Here is a 19,815-nt window from a genome sequence, read left to right as displayed (position 1 = left end):
GCATCACTCCAGTTCGTCCGCGACTTTGCCGTCGCAGGCGAGCACGCAACGAATCGGCGCCCCAGCTCCTGCCATTCAGCTATGCAAGAGCGGCGCCAGACTGGATTCCGGGAGACTACTGCCGACGAAAGTATGGGGTCCGCACGCCGCCGCAACCTCACGCGGGAAGCAGCGCACGCGCTCGCCGGAGCGCGATCAGCGGCTCGCTGCGGCGACCTCGGGAACGAGCGGCGGTGCGCTGCGCGACGCCGCCTGCAATGCGCATTCGACGAAGCGGCGCGGCAGTAGCGAGGCGTTCGCGCGCATCGCCACCAGCATGCGGCTCTCCGCATCCGGCGTGTCCAGCGGCTTCGCCACCACATTCATGACGCCGGCCTGCTGGTAGCAGGACGGCAGGATCGAAAGCCCGATCCCGGCCGCGACCAGGCTGAGCACGGTGCGCAATTCATGCGCCTCCTGCACCACGCGCGGGGCAAAGCCTGCCCGCCGGCACAGCATCGCGGCCTGATCGCCGACGCCGCAGCCGCTCTCGGCCATGCCGACGAATTCGTGATCGGCGAGATCGGCCATCTCGAGCGCACCTTTGGCGCCGGCCAGCGGATGATCCAGCGGCAGGAACACCATCAGCCGGTCGCGCCACACCACATGGACCTGCAAATCGGCCGCCGGCCTGAAATCGAGCGGCGGCCGCATGATCGCGACATCGAGCTCGGCGTCGGCGAGCGCCCGCAGCTGCGTCGCCGTCGACATGTGCCGGAGCTCGATCTTCACCCGCGGATAGCTGGCGCGAAAGCTGCGGAACAGCTCGGCGAACATGTCGAGCATCGGCACCGAACCGGTGAAGCCGACGCGGATCATGCCGGCCTCGCCGCGCGCTGCACGGCGAACCGTCTCCGACGCCAGATCGAGCTCGCTGACGGCGCGCCGCGCATGTTCCAGCAGCAATTGCCCGGCCTGCGTGAGTTCCACAGCGCGCCGCGTCCGCGCCAGCAGGCGCGTCCCGAGCTCCGCCTCCATTGCCTTGATCTGCGTGCTAAGCGGCGGCTGGCTGACATGCAAACGCTTCGCGGCGCGGCTGAAGCTGAGTTCTTCAGCCACCGCGATGAAGTAACGAAGCTGCCTGTAATCCATCGCTTATTCCGTTTCCCTATAAGTGGGGGGTCAACAAGGTATTTGACCTCACGGGGCCGTTTCCCGATCTTCGCGCGAAATCAGCAATGCTCCAAGGGAGAAGAAGGGAGAAGCGTGATAATGCGTCAGGTTCAGGCACGATGGCGCGGCGCACGTAGCGGGGCAGCCATGCAATATCGCAGCAGGCGATAGGCCATGACCGCTTCGTTTCGTGTCCTGGTCACCGGCGACAACCTCGCCCCCGCAGCCGTCAAAATCCTCAGCGAGATCGGCGCGGATGTCGTGCTGATGCGCGATGCCGTCACGCCTGAACGCCTCACGCACGAGATGGCAACAGCGCCGACGCAGGCGATCCTGATGCGCGGCAATCCCGTATTCTCCTCCACCGTCATCGCCAGCAATCCGCATCTGCGCGTGATCGCAAAGCACGGCGCCGGCGTCGACAGCGTCGACATCGATGCCGCAACCAGGCAGCGCGTGCTGGTGATGGTGGCGGGCGATGCCAACGCGCCCGCGGTCGCCGAGCACACCATCGCGCTGATCCTCGCGCTCGGGCGCGACGTCGTCAGCCTCAACGAACGAACCCATTCCGGCGCCTGGGACCGCGCCACCTATCGCGGCCGCGAAATCCGTGGGCGCACCCTCGGCCTTGTCGGCTTCGGCCGCATCGCCCGCCACGTCGCGCGTACAGCGGCGGCGCTCGGCATGACCGTCGTCGCGCTCGGCCGGAGCAAGGGCCGGGTCGACCCAGCGCTGGCGCGCGAGGCCGCCGATCTCACTGAGCTGCTCGCGGTCTCCGATATCGTGAGTCTGCACGCGCCGCTGACCGATGCGACCCGCGGCATGATCGATGCCGCGCGCCTCAACGCCATGAAGTCCGGCGCCATCCTGATCAACACCGCGCGCGGCGCGCTGGTCGACGAGGACGCACTATGCGCGGCACTCAGCAGCGGACATCTCGCCGGCGCCGGCCTCGACACGCTGGCGCAAGAGCCGCCGGCCAAGGACAGGCCGATCCTGCAGGCGCCGAACCTGATCGTGACGCCGCATATCGCAGCCCAAACCGGCGCGTCGATCACACGGACCGGCGTCGAGGCCGCGCGCAACATCGCAGCGGTGCTAACGCGCGGCGACATCGATCGCGCCAACGTCGTCAATCCGGCGGCGCTCGATCCGCCTTAAATCTCGCAGCAACGGCCCTACAACAAGAGGCCGAGATCATCAGGGGGAAGCGAACATGAATCTGGGGTGGCTGTCCAAGCTGTCCGCCGTCGAACGCAAGACATTCTTCGCCGCCTTCGGCGGACTTGCGCTCGATTCGATGGACACGACGATCTACGCGCTGGTGACGCCGGCACTGATCGCGACGCTGAGCCTGTCGCGGCCGGACGCCGGGATTCTTGCATCAAGCTCGCTGATCGGCACTGCCGCGGGCGGCTGGATCGCCGGCATTGCCGCCGACCGGTTCGGCCGGGTGCGGGTGCTGCAATTCACCATCCTGCTGGTCGCAATCTCGACATTTGCCGCCGCCTTCGCCGACGGCTTCTGGTATCTGCTGGTCGCGCGCGCCGTCCAGGGCATGGGCTATGGCGGCGAGGCCGCGGTCGGCGCTGTGCTGGTAGCCGAAGTGGTCTCGGCCGGGATGCGCGGCCGCGTCGCCGCCGCGATCCAGAGCGGATATGCCGTCGGCAACGCGCTGTCGGTAGCGGCATTTCCCGTCATCTTCGGCTGGCTGTCGCAGGACATGGCCTGGCGCGTGTTCTTCGCGATCGGAATCCTCCCCGCGTTGCTCGTCTTCTTCGTCCGCCGCTTCGTGCCGGAATCCGCAATCTTCGTCGAGGAGAAGGCGCAACGCGGCGCCTCGTCGACGCACAGCTTCTGGACCATCTTCACCGGCGAGCATCTGTTCAAGACGCTGGTCGCGACCTTCTTCACCACGGGCACGTTAGGTGCGGCCTATGTGATGATCACCTGGCTGCCGACCTATCTGCAGACCGGGCTGCATCTGCCCGTCATGCACACCGCCGGCTATCTCGCCGTCAACATCTTCGGATCGTTCGTCGGACCGATCGCCTTCGGCCTGATCGCCGACCGCATCGGCCGCCGCAAGGGCTTCATGCTGTTCCTGCTCTGCCAGGCGCTGAACGTCACGGTCTATACCCAGGCGCCGATCGGCCAGGGCATCACCATCATCCTCGGATTTTTCCTCGGCGCGCTGCAGGCCGGCCTCGCCTCCGGCCTGATGCCGACCTTTGCCGAGCTGTTTCCGACCAACATCCGCGCCAACGGCGCCGGCTTTGCGCTCAGCGCTGGACGCGGCCTCGGCTCGATCGTGCCGGCGAGCGTCGGCATCCTGTCGACGCGGATGCATCTCGGCGACGCAATGGCGATCTGCGCCATCTGCGGCTACGCGGCCGCCTTTTGCGCGGCATTGATGCTGCCCGAACAGCAGGGCATCGACCTCAGAACGATGGCGGCAGGCCCGGCTCCGGACGGAGCCGAACGGCTGCCTCCCGAACGAGAGGCCGTCCCCAACAACATCCGAAATGGCGTCGCGACCCAATGAACGCCATCACAACGAACGGGAGGATTTTTATGGCCGGAGCATCCGTCAAAGAACTCGAACAGCAAACCATCCGCCGCGTCTACTGGCGGCTGATCCCGATCCTGTTCGTGATGATGTTCTTCAACTATCTCGACCGTATCAATCTCGGCTACGCCGGGCTGACGATGAACAAGGATCTCGGTCTCAGTCCCGCGATCTTCGGCTTCGCCGCCAGCATCTTCTTCCTCGGCTACATGGTGCTCGAGGTCCCGAGCAACCTGATGCTGCACTGGCTCGGGGCGCGGATCTGGCTGGCGCGCATCCTGATCAGCTGGGGCCTTGTTGCGACGCTGACCGCCTTTGTCTGGAATCCGCTCAGCCTCTATGTGATGCGGTTCGGCCTCGGCGTCGCGGAAGCCGGCTTCATGCCCGGCGTGGTGCTCTATCTGACCTACTGGTTCCCCCCGCGCTATCGCGCCCGCGCCGTGGCCGGATACATCATCGCCGGCTCGTTCTCGGCGGTCTTGGGCGGGCCGATCTCGACCAACATCATGACCTTCTTCGACGGCGCCGCCGGCCTGCATGGCTGGCAATGGATGTTCATCGCCGAGGGCGTGCCGACCATTCTGCTCGGCCTCTTCACGCTCTATTATCTGACCGACCGCCCGGCCAAGGCGAGCTGGCTGAGCAAGGAGCAGGCCGCCTGGCTGGAGGGCGAGCTCGCCGCCGAGCGGGCCGAGATCGAACAACAAGGGCAGCACAGGTTGATCGAATGTATCATCGATATCAGGATCTGGCTGCTGGCGGCGCTGTTCGGCTGCGCGCTGGTCGGCATCTATGGCCTGCTGCTGTGGCTGCCGCAGATCATCAAGGGCATGGGCAATCTCAGCAATATCGAGGTCGGCTTTCTCTCCGCGATCCCGCCGCTGCTCGGCGTCATCGGCACCATCGTGGTCAGCCGCAGCTCGGACAAGACCGGCGACCGCAAGTTTCATCTCGCGGCGGTCTATCTGCTTGCCGCCGTCGCGATGCTCGGCACCGCCTATGTCTCGAGCCCGGTGCTGGCCTTCGTGTTCCTTTGTATCGTCGGCTTCAGCCTGAATGCCGGCAATCCGCTGTTCTGGAGCATCAACGCCTCGCTGCTGACCGGCGCGGCCGGCGCCGCCTCGATCGCCATGGTCAACACCCTGGCGCAGTTCGGCGGCCTGATCGGCCCGTGGTGCATCGGCCTAATCAAGGACTCCACCGGAAGCTTCTCCTGGGCGCTGGTCGGCATCGCCGGCTTCCTGCTCATCGCCTCCGCCATCGCCGCCACCATGCGCGTCAAGCCGCGCGAGACGGAATTGACGGGCGCCATCCCGTCATCCGTCGCCCACTGATAACCCTGTTGAGGAAGCAACCATGATCATCGACTGTCACGGCCACTACACCACCGAGCCGGCCAAGCTGCAGATATTCCGCGACAAGCAGCTCGCCGGCCTCGCCGACAGATCGCGCCGTCCCCTCACCACCAATCTCGGCATCACCGACGACGAGATCCGCACCAGCGTCGAGGGCGCCCAGCTTCGCCTCCAGAAGGAGCGCGGCACCGACGTCACCATCTTCTCGCCGCGCGCCGCCGGCATGGCGCATCATGTCGGCAAGGAAGCGACCAGCCGCGAATGGACCACGATCTGCAACGACCTGGTGCACCGGGTCTGTACGCTGTTCCCGCAGAACTTCGTTCCCGTGTGCCAGCTGCCGCAAAGCCCGGGCGTCAAGCCTGCGAACTGCATCGAGGAGCTGGAGCGCTGCGTGACGCAGCTCGGCTTCGTCGGCTGCAACCTCAATCCCGATCCCGCCGGCGGCTACTGGTGCGATCCGCCGCTATCAGATGAATGGTGGTATCCGCTGTATGAGAAGATGGTCGAGCTCGACGTGCCGGCCATGGTCCATGTCTCTTCGTCCTGCAATCCCTGCTTCCACGGCACCGGCGCGCATTACCTCAACGGCGACACCACTGCCTTCATGCAGTTCCTGACCTCGGACATCTTCAAGCGCTTCCCGACCCTGCGGTTCATCATCCCGCATGGCGGCGGCGCGGTGCCCTATCACTGGGGCCGCTACCGCGGCCTCGCGCAGGACATGAAGCTGCCGCCGCTGTCGGAGCATCTTCTGAAGAACGTGTTCTTCGACACCTGCGTCTATCATCTCCCCGGCATCGAGCTGTTGACCCGGGTGATCCCGGCCGAGAACATCCTGTTTGCGTCGGAGATGGTCGGCGCGGTCCGCGGCATCGATCCCGAGACCGGGCATCACTTCGACGACACCCGCCGCTATATCGACGCGCTGCCCTTGAGCGCAGCGGACAAGGCCAAGATCTTTGAAGGCAATGCCCGCCGCGTCTATCCCCGCCTCAACGCCCATCTCGACCGCCGCGCGCATTAAACGACCGCGCCGACAACAAACCGGAGAACACCCATGGCCATAGGATTTGCAATTCACAAGGCGAAGCGGAAAGTCTCGCCTGACCTCGTCGCGCGCTACCGCCCGCTGCCGGTCGCCAATATCAGCGATTCGATGTCGCGGATCGCGGGCACCAACCGGCTGCGGCCGATGCATGCCGGCGGCTGGCTCGGCGGCCCGGCACTCACCGTCAAGACCCGGCCCGGCGACAATCTGATGGTGCACAAGGCGATCGATCTCGCCCAGCCGGGCGACGTCATCGTCGTCGACGCCGGCGGCGTCCTGGTCAACGCCATCATCGGCGAGATCATGTCGACCTTGGCCGAGAAGAAGGGCGTCGCGGGCTTCGTGATCGACGGCTCGATCCGCGATGCCGGCGCGATCCGCGCCGGAGCCTTCCCGGTGTTCGCCGCCGGCGTCGCGCATCGCGGCCCCTACAAGGACGGCCCGGGCGAGATCAATTGTGCCATCTCGATCGACGGCATGATCGTCGAGCCCGGCGACCTCATCGTGGCCGACGACGACGGCGTGCTCTGCGTGCCCTATGACGACGCCGAGGCCATCTGCAAGCTGACCGAGGCCAAGAAGGCCACCGAGGAGAAGGCGATCCAGCAAATCCTGGCCGGCACCAGCGACCGCCGCTGGGTCGACGAGGCCTTGCAGCGCCTCGGCTGCGAGTTCAAGGACTAGACACGATACCGTTGCCTAAGAGGCGGGAATGCCCGTCTCTTAGGCACAAACCTGCGTAAAGCCGCCCAGAATCACCGCCCCGTATCGGATTCGCGCGTCCGTCCACCAGCATCGGGAATTTTTCCCGAACATATCTGGAAAAGAATCCCGGTCCTCCGGGACACATCTTGTTTGCCAAAGCCTTAGCGCTCCCGCAGTCTTAAAACCAAGGTTCGTCGGGGATAAAAGTCGAACCGCGACTTTGGGGTGGGCGTCATGGCTGGTGCGTTGTTGCGTACGGCAACACGATTTTTGTCTTCTTCGGTTCACACGCGTGGCGCCGCGGCCGTGCTCACGGCGATCGGCGCCGCGGCGCCGCTGACCGTTGTTTACGCCCAGACCCCCGCACCCGCCCCGACCGAGTTGCCGCCGGTCACCGTAATTGCTCCCTCGCCGTTGGCGGGCACGCGCAGCCCCAAGCCGGCGGCACGGCCGGCGGTGCAGACATCGCGAACCACACGAACACGGGCCGCGCCGGCGCAAACCGCGGCGGCGCCCGAAGGTGGCACCGGCGTCCCCGGCCCCTCCGAGCGCGACTCCACCCTGATCGATCGCGACAAGGTCCCGTCCAACACCGCGGTGATGACGGCGGCGGATTTCAGCCACAACTATTCGACCAACTTCCTCGATGCGGTGAACCGCAAGCTGCCCGGCGTCACGCTGACCGACCAGACCGGCAATCCGTTCCAGCGCACGCTCGACTATCGCGGCTTCGTCGCCTCACCGGTTCAGGGAACGCCACAGGGGATCGCGGTCTATCAGAACGGCGTCCGCATCAACGAATCCTGGGGCGACGTGATCAACTGGGATTTCATCCCGGAAAAGGCCATCGACCGGTTGTCGTTGGTTCCTAACAGCCCCATATTCGGCCTCAACGCGATCGGCGGCGCGCTCAGCATCCAGATGAAGAACGGCTTCACCTATCAGGGCGTCGAGGGTGAAGCGTTCGGTGGCTCCTACGGCCGTGTGCAAGGCAGCGTGCAGGCCGGCGGCCAGAAGGACAACATCTCCGCCTATGCGGCCTTCGAATCCGCCTATGACCGCGGCTGGCGCGACTACGCCAATTCGTCGCACGTCAACCGCATGTATGTCGACATCGGCGCGCGCAACGATGACACCGAATTCCACGTCAACTTCACCGGTGCCAACAATCTGCTCGGCAACGTCGCGGCCACGCCGGTCGAGATGCTCAATCAGCGCTGGTCGAGCGTCTACACCTGGCCGCAGTCGACGCATCTTCAGCTCGCCTTCGTCAACGCGACGTTGAACCACAATTTTTCGGACACCTGGTCGTTCCAGGGCAACGCCTACTTCCGCGGCTTCCGGCAGTCCCATGTCGACGGCAATGGCACCGACGTCGCGCCGTGCGACGATCCCACCAATTTGTGCATCGGCGACGGCCTTCCGATTTTCGGCCCGGCGGACGGTACTGTTCCGAACACGCTGGGCACCGCTTTCCTTGGCGAAATCGACCGCAACCGGGTCGCCACCAACAGCTTCGGCGGTACAGCCCAGCTCACCAATACGGACAGACTGTTCGGCCATGACAACCACGTCGTGATGGGCGTCAGCGTCGACCACGGCAATACAAAATTCACGGCGACCAGCGAACTCGGTACGGTCGACCAGAATCTATTCGTGACGGGCACCGGTGTCTTCATCAACCAGCCCGACGCCGGTCTCAGCCCGGTCGACCTGCGCGCCACCAACACCTATACCGGCGTCTACCTCACCGACACATTCGATGTGACGAACAAGTTCTCGGTCACCGCCGGTGGACGATTCAACTATGCCCAGATCGACCTGCAGGACCAGACCGGCACCAACGACCTGCTCAACAGCAGCAACCGCTTCCAGCGATTCAACCCGGTGATCGGCGGCACCTACAAGATCACCCCGAATCTCACGGCCTATGCCGGCTATTCGGAAGCCAACCGCGCGCCGACGCCGCTGGAGCTCGGCTGCTCCGATCCGAACCATCCCTGCATGATCGACACATTCCTGGTGGCCGATCCTCCGCTCAAGCAGGTAGTGGCGCACACCGTCGAAGCCGGCCTGCGCGGCGGCTGGGGCCGCGACGTCAGGACCGGCGTGTTGAGTTGGGGCCTCGGCGTGTTCCGCACGCTGTCCGACGACGACATCATCCAGGTGGCGAGCCCGCTCGGCGTCAACAATTTCGGCTTCTTCCAGAATGCCGGCCAAACCCTGCGGCAGGGTATCGAGGCCAAGCTCGAATACCGCTACAACAGCTGGAATGCTTACGCCAACTACACCTATGTCGACGCGACCTATCAAAGCGCGATCACGCTGTTCTCGCCGAACAATCCGAACGCCCAGACCGACCCGAACAACGACGACGTCTCGTTTGTCAACGTCAAGCCGGGCGACCACATCCCGGGCATTCCCGCGCACCGCTTCAAGGCCGGCGTCGAGTACAACGTCACTGACGCGTGGAAGATCGGCGCCGACCTCAACGTCGTGGGCAGTCAGTGGATCATTCATGATGACACCAACCAGAGCCCGAAAGTGCCGGCCTATTCGGTCGTCAATCTGCACACCTCATATCAGATCACAAAGAACATCGAGGTGTTCGGCCTGATCAACAACGTGTTCAACCAGCACTACTATCTGAGTGGCGCGTTCTATCAGACCGGCGGCTTTGCCAGCGCCACGCCTGGAGTCACCAACCTGATGGCGCAACTGAGCGATCCGCGCACCTTCGTGCCCGGCATGCCACTCGCCGCCTATGCCGGCATCAGGGCGAAGTTCTGAGTATTATGAAAGTCTGGTCAAGCGGCGTGGCGACGCGAACTCGCTGCACCTCTCCCGCTTGCGGGGGAGGTCGGATCGCATCGACAGATGCGATCCGAGTGGGGGTTCTCTCCCCATAGAGAGCATCGATCGCGGAAACACCCCCACCCCCGCCCTCCCCCGCAAGCGGGAGAGGGAGCGCACTTCCTTCGCGGAAACTATTCAACCTATCGTGGCCCTGACGAGCGATGCGGGATCCTACGCCAGCGTCCCGCCGTCGACCGGCATCGCGATGCCGGTGACGAACGACGCCTTGTCCGACAGCAGGAACACCGCGACCTCCGCGATCTCCTCGGGGCGCGCGGCGCGGCCCATCGGATTGCGAGTCACCGCGGCCTTGATCAGTTCCTCCGGATCGGCCTCGTTGTGCCCCGGCTGGTCCGGCCGGTTGACGAACACCCGCAGCATCGGCGTGTCGATCGCACCGGGGCAGATCGCATTGACGCGCACGCCGTCCTTGGCGTGGCGCTTGGCGAGCGCGCGTGCGAGGCCGATCACGCCGGCCTTCGCCGCCGAATAGGTCGGGCTCCACGGCGAGCCTGTCAGCCCCGAGGTCGATGCCGTGAACAGGATGCTGCCCTTGCGCCGCGCGGTCATGTGGCCGAGCGCCGCGTTGGTCGTGATCAGCTGCGAGCGCAGATTGAGATCGACGCTGAGGTCCCAGCCCTCCATGTCGTCGATCACGGACGGACCGGGAATGCCGAGATGGTTCCAGACGCAGTCGAGCGCGCCGAATTCCTTCACGGTCGCAGCGACGATCTCGCGCGAAAAGCCGTCGTCGCGGAGATCGCCGGTCAGCGCCAGCGCGCGGCCGCCGCCCTTCCTGATCTCGTCGACCACCGCCTTCGCGCCGGCCTCGTTCTGGTCAACCACCGCGACCGCCGCACCCTCGCGCGCGAGGATGCGCGCCCCGGCGCGGCCGGCGCCCGACGCTGCGGCGGTGACGAGCGCGATCTTGCCCTGCATGTCCATGTTTTCGATCCCGGCTGTGCTCTTGACCTCGAGCCTTCTCGGCTCTGGTTGGATCAGGACCGCAGCGCGGCCGTCTTGCGCTGACGCGCTAGCGGCCGCCGAACAGAACCGGAGACTGGCCGGGCAGCAGCTGCGAATGAATATCGCTGTCCATCCGCTCCGACCCTTGCTGGGTGAAACCGGCCCCGAACGACAGGGTGACATTCGAGGTCGGGCGGAACTCCAGGCCCGCGCGCGCCGAATAGCCGGCGTTGACGCCGGGATTGCCGCTGAACGGCGCCAACGGCCCGCCGGCGCCGGGCGGATTGTATTTCAACGTGTCGAAGCCGGCGAAGAACGTCACGGGTGTATTGCCGACGCCCTTGAAGTTGTAGCCGAACTGCGCGCCCTGATATTCGAGCGAGCCGAACGCCGCCGATTGGCCGAGCCCGCTCCAGCCGGCGCGTCCGCCTTCGCTGCCGATGAACCAGCCGTCCGGACGGCCATTCAGATACGCGAAGTCACCGCCCTGCGCGCCGGCGGCGTCGAAGCCAGGAAAGTTGCCGTAGGTGTCCGCCTTCTGGCCATCGGCCAGGCTGCCGCCGAAGCCGAACAGCGACCCCGGCGTCCAGTAGCGCACCGGGCCGGCCTGGGCATGAGCCTGCTGGCTGCCGAGACACAGCGCCGCCGCGATGATTGCGAGACCGGTTTTGCTTGCGAAGATCGACATTCCGGAGACCGTCATTTGTGCCCGCAAACTATACGCGCCGGAGGCCGACAATGCCAGCGTACCGCTCCCCGGCAACACGACCGCCTCTTGCCAATCGCGCGGCCACCCCTTATGTACACGCCTCCTTTTCTTGAGCGAGCGACCCAGGTTTCCACATGCGGCGATCACAGCAAGCATCGATGCTGATGACGGGAGGGCTACTGCCCTCAGCCGCCGCTATTCTGCTTTGGACCTGACCTCACGTCACACCTGACATTGGAAGGCAGCCCGGAGCGGAAGCGGCTCCGGGCGCCGAACGAGCTCTCGCGGTGCCTCGAGTCGTGCAAACCCAGCACGGGAGCTCGAACACCACAGGTGTCCCATGGCCAAAGAGAAGTTCATCCGCCTCAAGCCCAACTGCAATGTTGGCACGATCGGCCACGTGGATCATGGCAAGACGACGCTGACGGCAGCGATGACGAAGGTTTCAGCCGATCACGGCTGGGGCGCGTTCGTCTCCTATCAGGACGTTGCCAGGGCGTCGGCAGCGCAAGGTACGCGTGACGACACGAAGATCCTGACCATTGCGACGAGCCACGTCGAGTTCTCGACAGCGGCGCGTCACTACTCGCACGTCGACTGCCCGGGCCACGCCGATTATGTGAAGAACATGATCACGGGCGCAGCGCAGATGGACGGTGCGATCCTGGTCGTCTCCGCCGTCGACGGACCGATGCCGCAGACGCGCGAGCACATCCTGCTCGCGCGCCAGATCGGCGTGCCGCGCATCGTGGTGTTCCTGAACAAGTGCGATGTCGCTGACGATCCGGAGCTCGTCGATCTCGTCGAGATCGAGGTGCGCGATCTGCTGTCGAAGTACCAGTATGACGGCGACAACGCGCCGGTCGTGCGCGGTGCGGCGATGGCGGCGCTGCGCGGCGAGCGCGGTCCGCTGGCGGATCAGGCGATCCTGAAACTGTTCGAGGCGCTCGACAGCACTATCGAGCTGCCCGAGCGGCCGAAGGATCGTCCGTTCCTGATGCCGATCGAGGGCGTGCAGTCGATCGCAGGACGCGGCACTGTGGTGACCGGGCTGGTCGAGCGCGGCACGATCAGGCTCGGCGACGAGGTCGAGATCGTCGGCCTCGGCGAGACCCGCAAGTCGGTCGTGACCAGCATCGAGAGCTACCGGAAGATCCTCGACCAGGGGCAGGCCGGCGACAATGTCGGCTGCCTGCTGCGCGGGATCGACAAGGCTCTCGTGCAGCGCGGTCAGGTGCTGTCGCACCCGGGCGGTGCGTCGCCGCACCGGACCTTCCGCGCGGAAGTGTATGTGCTGACAAAGGACGAAGGCGGACGGCACACGCCGTTCTTCGCCAATTATCGTCCGCAGTTCTACTTCCGGACCGCCGACGTCACCGGCACCGTCCAGCTCGCCAGTGGCGCCGAGATGGTGATGCCGGGCGACAGCGCCGAGTTCACGATCGAGCTCAACAAGCCGATCGCGCTCGAGGAGCGGTCGCGCTTTGCGATCCGTGAAGGCAACCGCACCGTCGGTGCCGGCGTCGTCACCGCGATCGTGGAGTGAGGGATGGGGGCTTGGCGCGAGCCGGGCCCCCATTTTCACGAGTGCTTCACGGTCACCACGAAAAAGCACCGCAAGTCGCGACGTTGCCCAATCGCCCCAGACGGCTGGAAATTGATCGCATTGCCCAGCAATGCGGATTGACAGGCTGGCACGTTTTCGAAAATGTGCGACACCGCGTCGCAGGCACCGTCCATCGGTGTTGTGACCATCGACGCGGAATGGCGTCGTCATGAAGTGGTTTCGTTCGAACATCAGGCACGGGGCTGGGCTGGCGCTTTTGGCGCTGGCGATCCAGTTCGCGCTGTCGTTCGGGCATTTTCATGCCATCGCATCGGCACAGGCGACGGCGTCGCTCGCTGCGCATGTCGAGAACGCCTCGCGCGATGAACCTCGTTCTACGCCTGATTCCGATCAGGCCGCGGACCTTTGCGCGGTCTGCGCCGTCGTGGCGATGGTCAATACGGCGACGCCGGCACCGGCGCTGCCGCCGCTGCAGTTGCCCGATGCCGTCGGTCTGCTGCGTTGGCGCATCGACAATTATGCGGCCCCGGTCGAATTCGGCCGGCCGCACTTTCAGCCGCGCGCACCTCCGATCTCCTGACCTCCAGGCACAACTGAACTTCGAACGCGGCCACGCATCGGCTGCCGTTTGATCAATGGGGAATCTGGCCGTCGCGCATCGACGGCGGGCTCGACCGCGTCCTCATCGGAAGGATCCGGATCGCGGCCTGGTGAGATCGGAAACCAACATGTCAGGACATATCAGACGACACGCCGCCGCCGGCGCGGCATCGCTTTTGGTCTGCGGGATGAATGGCGCTGCATACGCGCAGACGACCGCGCCGACCACAGAACTTCCGGATATCACGGTGACGGCGCCGCTGCATCACAGCGCGCCGTCTGCGCCGAACAAGCCGAAGACACGCGTTGCGGCCGGCGGCGGTCGACGCGCGCGGCGAACCGGTGCGGTATCGGCTGCGCCCGAATCCGCCGAGCAGGTTCAGGCGCGAGGGATCGCAGGCCAGAACGCGCGGCTCGACCAGGCCCGCGCCGCCCTGCTCGCGCCGACCGGCGCCAATACCTACGAGATGAGCCGGCAATTTCTGGAGTCGCTGCCGCAGGGCACCAACACCACCCTGGACAAGGCGCTGCTGCAGGCGCCCGGGGTCTCGCAGGACTCGGCCGCAAGCGGCGAGCTGCACGTGCGCAACGAGCACGCCAATCTGCAATACCGCATCAACGGGATCATGCTGCCGGACGGCGTCGGCGCCTTCGGCCAGATCATCGACACCGGCATCGTCGGCAGCATGGCACTGTTCACAGGCGCGCTGCCCGCGCAATACGGCCTGCGCACCGCCGGCGTGCTCGACATTCAGACCAAGACCGATGCCTTCAACAATTCCGGCAGCGTCAGTGTCTATGGCGGCAGCCACGGCAATTTCACGACCAGCATCGACTATGGCGGCACCATCGGACAGACGCAGTATTACGTCTCGGGACGCTATTTCGGCAGCGATGTCGGCATCGAGAATCCGACGCCGGCCTACAACGCGATCCACGACCGGACCGATCAAGAGAAGGGCTTTGCCTATATCTCGACAGCGCTCGATCCGACCAGCCGGCTGACCTATATCGGCGGCGTCTCCAACGGCGCCTATCAGATCCCCAACAATCCCGGTCAGTCGCCGGCCTTCACCGCCTACGGCGTCTCCAATTTCGATTCCGCGCTGCTCAACGAGCGGCAGCAGGAGTTCAACCAGTTCAACGTCGTCGCCTATCAGAAATCGGCCGACGGGCTCGACTACCAGATCGCCTATTTCAACCGCTACAGCCAGCTGCATTTCACGCCCGATCCGGTCGGCGATCTCGTCTTCAACGGGGTCGCGTCCGACGTCTATCGTCAGAGCTTCATCAACGGAATTCAGGAAGACACGTCCTACAGAGTAGGCTTCGCCCACACGCTGAAGTTCGGTGTGTCGTTCAGCGCCGAGCGGTCGCTGGTCAACAACGGCTCGACCGTGCTGCCGCTGGACGATACCGGCAACCCCATCGACGCGCCGCTCTCAGTGTTCGATTCCAGCGCCAAGACCGGGTACCTGTTCTCCACCTACATCAGCGACGAGTGGAAGATCACCAACCAGCTGACGCTCAACGCCGGGCTGCGCTTCGACCAGATGTGGCAATATGTCGATGCCAACCAGCTCAGCCCCCGGATCAGCCTGACCTGGAAGCCTCTCGAAGGCACGACCTTCCATGCCGGCTATGCCCGCAACTTCACGCCGCCCGAGCAGGTGCTGGCGGCGCCGACCAATCTGGGACTGGTGCAGAACACCACGGCGCAGCCGGCGGTCACCGCCAACGACCCCGTGCTGCCAGAGCGCTCGCACGTGTTCGACGTCGGCGTCACGCAGAAAGTCTATGCGATCCCGGGCCTCGAAGTCGGCATGGACGCCTATTACAAGATCGCGACCGATCTGCTCGACGACGGCCAGTTCGGCGCGGCCTACGTCCTGACCGCTTTCAACTACGCGAAAGGCACCAACGAAGGCGTCGAGCTGACGGCGAGATACGACCACGACAATTTGCACCTCTACGGCAACGTCGCCATCGCAAGACAGGTCGCGACCAACGTCGTCTCGAACCAGTATCTGTTCGATCCGGACGAACTGGCCTACATCGCCAACAATTACGTCAACACCGATCATGCCCAGACCCTGACGGCATCGGTGGGCGGCTGGTATCAGTGGCACGACACCAAGTTCAGCGCCTCGCTGATCTACGGCTCAGGCCTGCGCGACGGCTTTGCCAACATCGGCACGGTGCCGCCCTACACCCAGGTCAATCTCGGCGTCTCGCACGATTTCTACCTTGTCGCACCGAACAAGCCGACCACGCTGCGTCTCGACGTCGTCAATCTGTTCGATACCGTCTACCAGATCCGCGACGGCTCCGGCATCGGCGTGTTCGCGCCGCAATACGGACCGCGGCGCGGCGTCTATGCCGGCATCATCCAGAAGTTTTGACGAAAGTCCCACGTCAACCGGGGGATGACGATGCCGACGGCATCGTCATTGCTCCAGTCCGCGGATGTCCTGGGACCCGCGGGCTGGCACTATTTGACCGCCGGTTTGGCCGGCGATATCTTTCGACCGCTGGGCCCTTCGCAGTGACAGTCTATTCGAGGCGCACATGGAATGGTCGACCAGGCCGGCCCGTCCGGATCAGCCCTTCGGCAGTTGGGCTGATGACCTCGCGGCTGCGTTCGTGCGGTTGGAGCCGCGCAGGATTGCCGAGGAGTCCTTTGCCGGCACGATCTGCAAGGTCGATGCCGCGCCGCTGCAGATCTCGCGGGTCACGGCGAGCGGACACACCGTGCTGCGGCTGCCGTCGCACATCGTTGCGAGCACCGACGACCTTTGCTTCGTCAACCTCCAGCTCGAAGGGCTTGGACGCACCTCGCAGCGCGGCCATGAGCAGATCAGCGCGCCCGGCGATCTCGCGGTTGCCGATACGACGCAGCCGTTCGAGATCGCCCACCGCCACAACTTCAAGCTCTTTTGCTTTGCGGTGCCGCGACGTCTGTTGCCGGACGCGCTGTTCGATCGCCCGCGGCTCGGCCTGTCGGCGACCGAAACCGGCCGCGCGCTCTCGCGGACGCTGGCGAGCTATGCCGAGCTCTGCCTGAGCGGCCGTCAGCTCGCGACAACCTCGGCGATGCTCGGCGCGCATATCGCCGAGCTGATCGCGCACGCACCCGACATCCTCGCCGACATGTCGCCGGAGCGCGTGCATACGCCGGTGCTGCTGTCGATGATGCTTGACCACATCGCCCGTCACAGCGACGATCCCGAGCTCGGTGCCCCGGCGCTGGCCACGAAATTCCGCTGCTCCGAGCGCTATGTGCATCGCCTGTTTGCGACCACCGGCCGCTCCGTCGGCGAACACGTCAACGAGCAGCGGATCGCCGCGTGCACGCGCGCCCTGCTCGATCGCAGCGCTGCCCACAGGACCATTGCCGAGATCGCCTTTGCCGCGGGCTTCCGCGACATCTCGCATTTCAACCGCCTGTTCAAGCGCCACAATGGCCTCGCCCCGCGCGAGTTCCGTCGCTCAGCCGCGCATTGAAAGCGCGACGAGACCGGGTTCAAGACCCGGTTCACCCCACGCCAAGAAATCGGGCACTGCCGTCCAAGATTTCCTGACCATGCCGGGATAGCGATAGCCCGACACGGAGGACATTGGCATGGCGATCGATTTCACGCTCACGGCGCAGCAGCGCGAGTTGCAACTCGCCTCCCGCAAATTTGCCAGGGAGGTGCTGGCCGAGGCCAGGGCGGCCGAGAAACTGGCAACGCCGGAGCAGCGCTTTCTCGCCACCAAACCGACCTACGAGGCGATGGTGGCGGCCGGCTACATGCGCAAGTGCATTCCGGCGCCGGCAGGCGGCGACAATGCCGGCATGATCGACATGGCGATCCTGGCCGAGGAATTCTACAGCGTGAACCCCAGCGTGACGCTCACGATGCTCGGCAGCGTGCTCGGCCTGCTGCCGCTGCTGCTCGGCGGCACGGCCGAGCAATGCCAGCGGCTGCTCGCGCCGTTCCTGAAGACCAGCGGCGCGCCGCTCGCGGCCTTCTGCTCCAGCGAACCGGGCGGCAGCGCCAACGCCGCCTCGCCGCCGCCCGGTGAGGGCGTCCGCACCACGGCCCGGCGCGAGGGCGACAATTGGGTGATCAACGGCCGCAAGAAATGGGTGTCCTCGGCCACCGGCTGGAATCGCGAGGGCGCCGATCTCCTGACCGTCGTGTGCCGAACCGATCCGGCGGCGGCACCCGACGCGGCCATCTCGATCATTGCCGTGCAAGGACCGGTGACCGGTCTGGTGTTCGAACGCGCGATCGACAGCATCGGCCATCGCGCGCACCTCGTCCCCCAGTTTGGCTTGCAGAATGTCACGGCGCCGCAGCGCAATCTGCTCGGACAGCAGGGCTCAGGTCTGGCGCTGACGGCGGCGGCGTTCACCGGCACCGCGGCGCTGGTCGGAATCTTCGGCGTCGCGCTGATGCGGGCGGCGTTCGCGTTCGCGCTTGATTTTGCCCGCACCGAAAAGCGCGGCGGCGTTCACCCCATCATCGAGCATCAGGCGGTTGGATACGCACTCGCCGATGCCAAGACCACGATCGAGGCGGCGCGCTATCTCAGCTGGCGCGCCTGCCATGCCCTAGACACCCAGTCGCCGGCGGCCGAGGAACTCGCGGTGCAGGCCAAGATCTTCGGCTCCGAAGCCGCCGTGCGCGTCATCACCGATCTGATGCGGGTGGTCGGCATCGACAGCTATGACCATGAAGCGCCATTCGGCGGCCTGCTGCAGGACGCGCTCGCGCTGCCGATCTTCGACGGCGGCAATCTGGGCATCCGCCGGCGGCAACTGCACACGATGTTCAAGAGCCGCGACTACAGCCCGCTTGCTGCAAGCGGCGCGGCGTAGGCCAGAGCGTTTTCGAGCGAAGCCTGCCCCGCACGTGATGCGGGGTGGATACCGGTTCACGCAAGGAAAACGCGTCAAAACAAGAATCGAGTTTTGAAGGAGTGCGATCATGAGCACAGAGCGGAAAGTGGCTGTTGTCACCGGCGCATCGCAGGGCATCGGCGCCGGCATCGTTCAGGCCTTCAGGGATCGCAACTGCCGGGTCGTTGCGACGTCGCGCTCGATCAAGCCAGCTGCCGATGCGGATTTTTTCACGGTGCCAGGCGACGTCGGCGCAGCTGATACGGCTGCGAGCGTGTTCAAGGCGGCGATCGAGCGTTTCGGCCGCGTCGACACGCTGGTCAACAATGCCGGCATCTTCATGGCCAAACCGTTCGCGGCCTACACGCAGGATGACTACGCCACTTACATCTCCACCAACGTCACGGGCTTTTTTAACATGACCCGGCGCGCGCTGGAGCTGATGAGCAAACAGGGACACGGTCACGTCGTCACCATCACGACAAGTCTGGTCGACCAGCCGATGAGCAGCGTTCCGGCCGCCCTCGCCTCGCTGACAAAGGGCGCCCTGAACGCCGCAACCCGCGCACTCGCCATCGAATACGCAAGGACCGGAATCCGCGTCAACGCGGTGTCGCCCGGGATCATCCAGACCCCGATGCACCCGAGCGAGGCGCATCAGGCGCTGGCGGCGCTTCACCCGGTCGGCCGGATGGGAGAGATCTCCGATATCGTCGACGCAGTGCTCTATCTCGACGGCGCAGGCTTTGTGACCGGCGAAGTGCTCCACGTCGACGGCGGACAGGCGGCCGGCCACCACATGCCTGGCTGATGTATGCAAGAGGCACTGCGCGAGGAGCTGTCCGTCGTCTTTGACGACGAGGAACAGGCACTCGCTCCGTAAAAACCCCGCTTGCACTCCGCTGCCGGCTGCGGGAAGCTTCTCCGGTCGATTTAGGGGAAGGAGCGGAAAGCATGGTGTGCGCACGCAAACTTCTTTTGAGCTGCCTTGCAGTCGCGGCATTCGCCGCCGCCTTCAGTCCCCGAACCGCCAACGCGGTGTTTTGGCGCGGCGTCACCGCCCCGACGAACATCGACATCCACGGCTACCCGATCATCAAGGAGCCACCTCCGAGCCCGTGCCAGCTCATCCATGTGAATGGCTTCTGGGTCCGGCAGTGCCTGGATTTGTCGTATCGCCGATGGCGGTGAACGAGTAGCGCCTCGCCTGCGCTGCGATCTCCGCGATGCTCGCCTCGTCCTTCCCCCGCGGGCATGAGCCTCCGCGCCGGCCGCGCATTGCGCGGAACCCGGGTGCGGCGGGCAAGCGCCAGACAGGCCCGAAAGTTGCCATCGTTGTTGTGAAAACTTGCGGTCGGATCCGCGTTATTGCTGTCGAATTCGCGTTCGGCGTAACA

Annotated in this window: 15 protein-coding genes; 12 read left to right on the top strand and 3 right to left on the bottom strand. The window is 65.2% G+C overall.

The genetic code is table 11. The annotated features are described in order from the left end of the window. Nucleotides 1-195: 195 nt before the first annotated feature. The gene (locus tag WDM24_RS09370) at nt 196-1,131 is read right to left on the bottom strand and encodes a LysR substrate-binding domain-containing protein (RefSeq protein WP_029082783.1); all 936 of its coding nucleotides are present in this window, start codon (nt 1,129-1,131) and stop codon (nt 196-198) included. 195 nt (nt 1,132-1,326) lie between these two features. On the opposite strand from WDM24_RS09370, the gene WDM24_RS09365 reads away from it, so the two are divergent. From WDM24_RS09365 to WDM24_RS09340, 6 genes are all read left to right on the top strand, one after another. Beyond that, entirely contained in the window at nt 1,327-2,313 is a 987-nt protein-coding gene (locus tag WDM24_RS09365) for a hydroxyacid dehydrogenase (RefSeq protein ID WP_338830968.1), read from the top strand. Between the two features lie 55 nt (nt 2,314-2,368). Beyond that, nucleotides 2,369-3,697 carry an MFS transporter gene (locus WDM24_RS09360; RefSeq protein ID WP_166303413.1) on the top strand — a complete coding sequence of 443 codons (1,329 nt, stop codon included), beginning with the start codon at nt 2,369-2,371 and terminating at the stop codon, nt 3,695-3,697. Between the two features lie 29 nt (nt 3,698-3,726). Continuing rightward, nucleotides 3,727-5,055 (top strand): MFS transporter, encoded by a 1,329-nt coding sequence (locus WDM24_RS09355; protein WP_338830967.1) that lies wholly within the window; start codon nt 3,727-3,729, stop codon nt 5,053-5,055. Between the two features lie 22 nt (nt 5,056-5,077). After that, nucleotides 5,078-6,103: an amidohydrolase family protein gene (locus tag WDM24_RS09350; RefSeq protein ID WP_338830966.1), complete on the top strand. Its 1,026-nt coding sequence runs from the start codon at nt 5,078-5,080 to the stop codon at nt 6,101-6,103. A 33-nt stretch (nt 6,104-6,136) separates the two neighbouring features. Next, nucleotides 6,137-6,811, top strand: a complete 675-nt coding sequence (locus tag WDM24_RS09345; protein ID WP_166303404.1) for an RraA family protein — start codon at nt 6,137-6,139, stop codon at nt 6,809-6,811. Between the two features lie 327 nt (nt 6,812-7,138). Further along, complete coding sequence (locus WDM24_RS09340; RefSeq protein ID WP_338830965.1) at nt 7,139-9,622, top strand: TonB-dependent receptor; 2,484 nt, start codon at nt 7,139-7,141, stop codon at nt 9,620-9,622. A gap of 237 nt (nt 9,623-9,859) precedes the next feature. On the opposite strand, the gene WDM24_RS09335 is transcribed toward WDM24_RS09340, so the two are convergent. After that, nucleotides 9,860-10,633: an SDR family NAD(P)-dependent oxidoreductase gene (locus WDM24_RS09335; protein WP_338830964.1), complete on the bottom strand. Its 774-nt coding sequence runs from the start codon at nt 10,631-10,633 to the stop codon at nt 9,860-9,862. An 88-nt stretch (nt 10,634-10,721) separates the two neighbouring features. Then, nucleotides 10,722-11,342 carry a hypothetical protein gene (locus tag WDM24_RS09330; protein ID WP_338832355.1) on the bottom strand — a complete coding sequence of 207 codons (621 nt, stop codon included), beginning with the start codon at nt 11,340-11,342 and terminating at the stop codon, nt 10,722-10,724. 361 nt (nt 11,343-11,703) lie between these two features. On the opposite strand from WDM24_RS09330, the gene tuf reads away from it, so the two are divergent. From tuf to WDM24_RS09300, 6 genes are all read left to right on the top strand, one after another. Further along, nucleotides 11,704-12,909, top strand: coding sequence for an elongation factor Tu (gene tuf / locus WDM24_RS09325; protein WP_338830963.1), 1,206 nt, complete (start codon nt 11,704-11,706; stop codon nt 12,907-12,909). Between the two features lie 229 nt (nt 12,910-13,138). After that, nucleotides 13,139-13,510 (top strand): DUF2946 family protein, encoded by a 372-nt coding sequence (locus WDM24_RS09320; protein WP_338830962.1) that lies wholly within the window; start codon nt 13,139-13,141, stop codon nt 13,508-13,510. A gap of 148 nt (nt 13,511-13,658) precedes the next feature. Then, nucleotides 13,659-15,932, top strand: coding sequence for a TonB-dependent receptor (locus WDM24_RS09315; protein WP_338830961.1), 2,274 nt, complete (start codon nt 13,659-13,661; stop codon nt 15,930-15,932). 166 nt (nt 15,933-16,098) lie between these two features. Then, nucleotides 16,099-17,034: a helix-turn-helix domain-containing protein gene (locus WDM24_RS09310; RefSeq protein ID WP_338830960.1), complete on the top strand. Its 936-nt coding sequence runs from the start codon at nt 16,099-16,101 to the stop codon at nt 17,032-17,034. A gap of 118 nt (nt 17,035-17,152) precedes the next feature. Continuing rightward, complete coding sequence (locus tag WDM24_RS09305; RefSeq protein WP_338830959.1) at nt 17,153-18,397, top strand: acyl-CoA dehydrogenase family protein; 1,245 nt, start codon at nt 17,153-17,155, stop codon at nt 18,395-18,397. A gap of 109 nt (nt 18,398-18,506) precedes the next feature. After that, nucleotides 18,507-19,229: an SDR family NAD(P)-dependent oxidoreductase gene (locus tag WDM24_RS09300; protein WP_338830958.1), complete on the top strand. Its 723-nt coding sequence runs from the start codon at nt 18,507-18,509 to the stop codon at nt 19,227-19,229. The last annotated feature ends 586 nt before the right edge of the window (nt 19,230-19,815 follow it).

It is taken from the genome of Bradyrhizobium sp. 27S5 (genome assembly GCF_037217225.1).
Classification (GTDB): Bacteria; Pseudomonadota; Alphaproteobacteria; order Rhizobiales; family Xanthobacteraceae; genus Bradyrhizobium; species Bradyrhizobium septentrionale.
This window is presented reverse-complemented; position numbering and strand designations above follow the sequence as displayed.

Bases quoted from the DNA above. Each gene is read 5' to 3' on its own strand.
- WDM24_RS09370 (WP_029082783.1), bottom strand. From the start codon at position 1,131: ATGGATTACAGGCAGCTTCGTTACTTCATCGCGGTGGCTGAAGAACTC.
- WDM24_RS09365 (WP_338830968.1), top strand. From the start codon at position 1,327: ATGACCGCTTCGTTTCGTGTCCTGGTCACCGGCGACAACCTCGCCCCC.
- WDM24_RS09360 (WP_166303413.1), top strand. From the start codon at position 2,369: ATGAATCTGGGGTGGCTGTCCAAGCTGTCCGCCGTCGAACGCAAGACA.
- WDM24_RS09355 (WP_338830967.1), top strand. From the start codon at position 3,727: ATGGCCGGAGCATCCGTCAAAGAACTCGAACAGCAAACCATCCGCCGC.
- WDM24_RS09350 (WP_338830966.1), top strand. From the start codon at position 5,078: ATGATCATCGACTGTCACGGCCACTACACCACCGAGCCGGCCAAGCTG.
- WDM24_RS09345 (WP_166303404.1), top strand. From the start codon at position 6,137: ATGGCCATAGGATTTGCAATTCACAAGGCGAAGCGGAAAGTCTCGCCT.
- WDM24_RS09335 (WP_338830964.1), bottom strand. From the start codon at position 10,633: ATGGACATGCAGGGCAAGATCGCGCTCGTCACCGCCGCAGCGTCGGGC.
- WDM24_RS09330 (WP_338832355.1), bottom strand. From the start codon at position 11,342: ATGTCGATCTTCGCAAGCAAAACCGGTCTCGCAATCATCGCGGCGGCG.
- tuf (WP_338830963.1), top strand. From the start codon at position 11,704: ATGGCCAAAGAGAAGTTCATCCGCCTCAAGCCCAACTGCAATGTTGGC.
- WDM24_RS09320 (WP_338830962.1), top strand. From the start codon at position 13,139: ATGAAGTGGTTTCGTTCGAACATCAGGCACGGGGCTGGGCTGGCGCTT.
- WDM24_RS09315 (WP_338830961.1), top strand. From the start codon at position 13,659: ATGTCAGGACATATCAGACGACACGCCGCCGCCGGCGCGGCATCGCTT.
- WDM24_RS09310 (WP_338830960.1), top strand. From the start codon at position 16,099: ATGGAATGGTCGACCAGGCCGGCCCGTCCGGATCAGCCCTTCGGCAGT.
- WDM24_RS09305 (WP_338830959.1), top strand. From the start codon at position 17,153: ATGGCGATCGATTTCACGCTCACGGCGCAGCAGCGCGAGTTGCAACTC.
- WDM24_RS09300 (WP_338830958.1), top strand. From the start codon at position 18,507: ATGAGCACAGAGCGGAAAGTGGCTGTTGTCACCGGCGCATCGCAGGGC.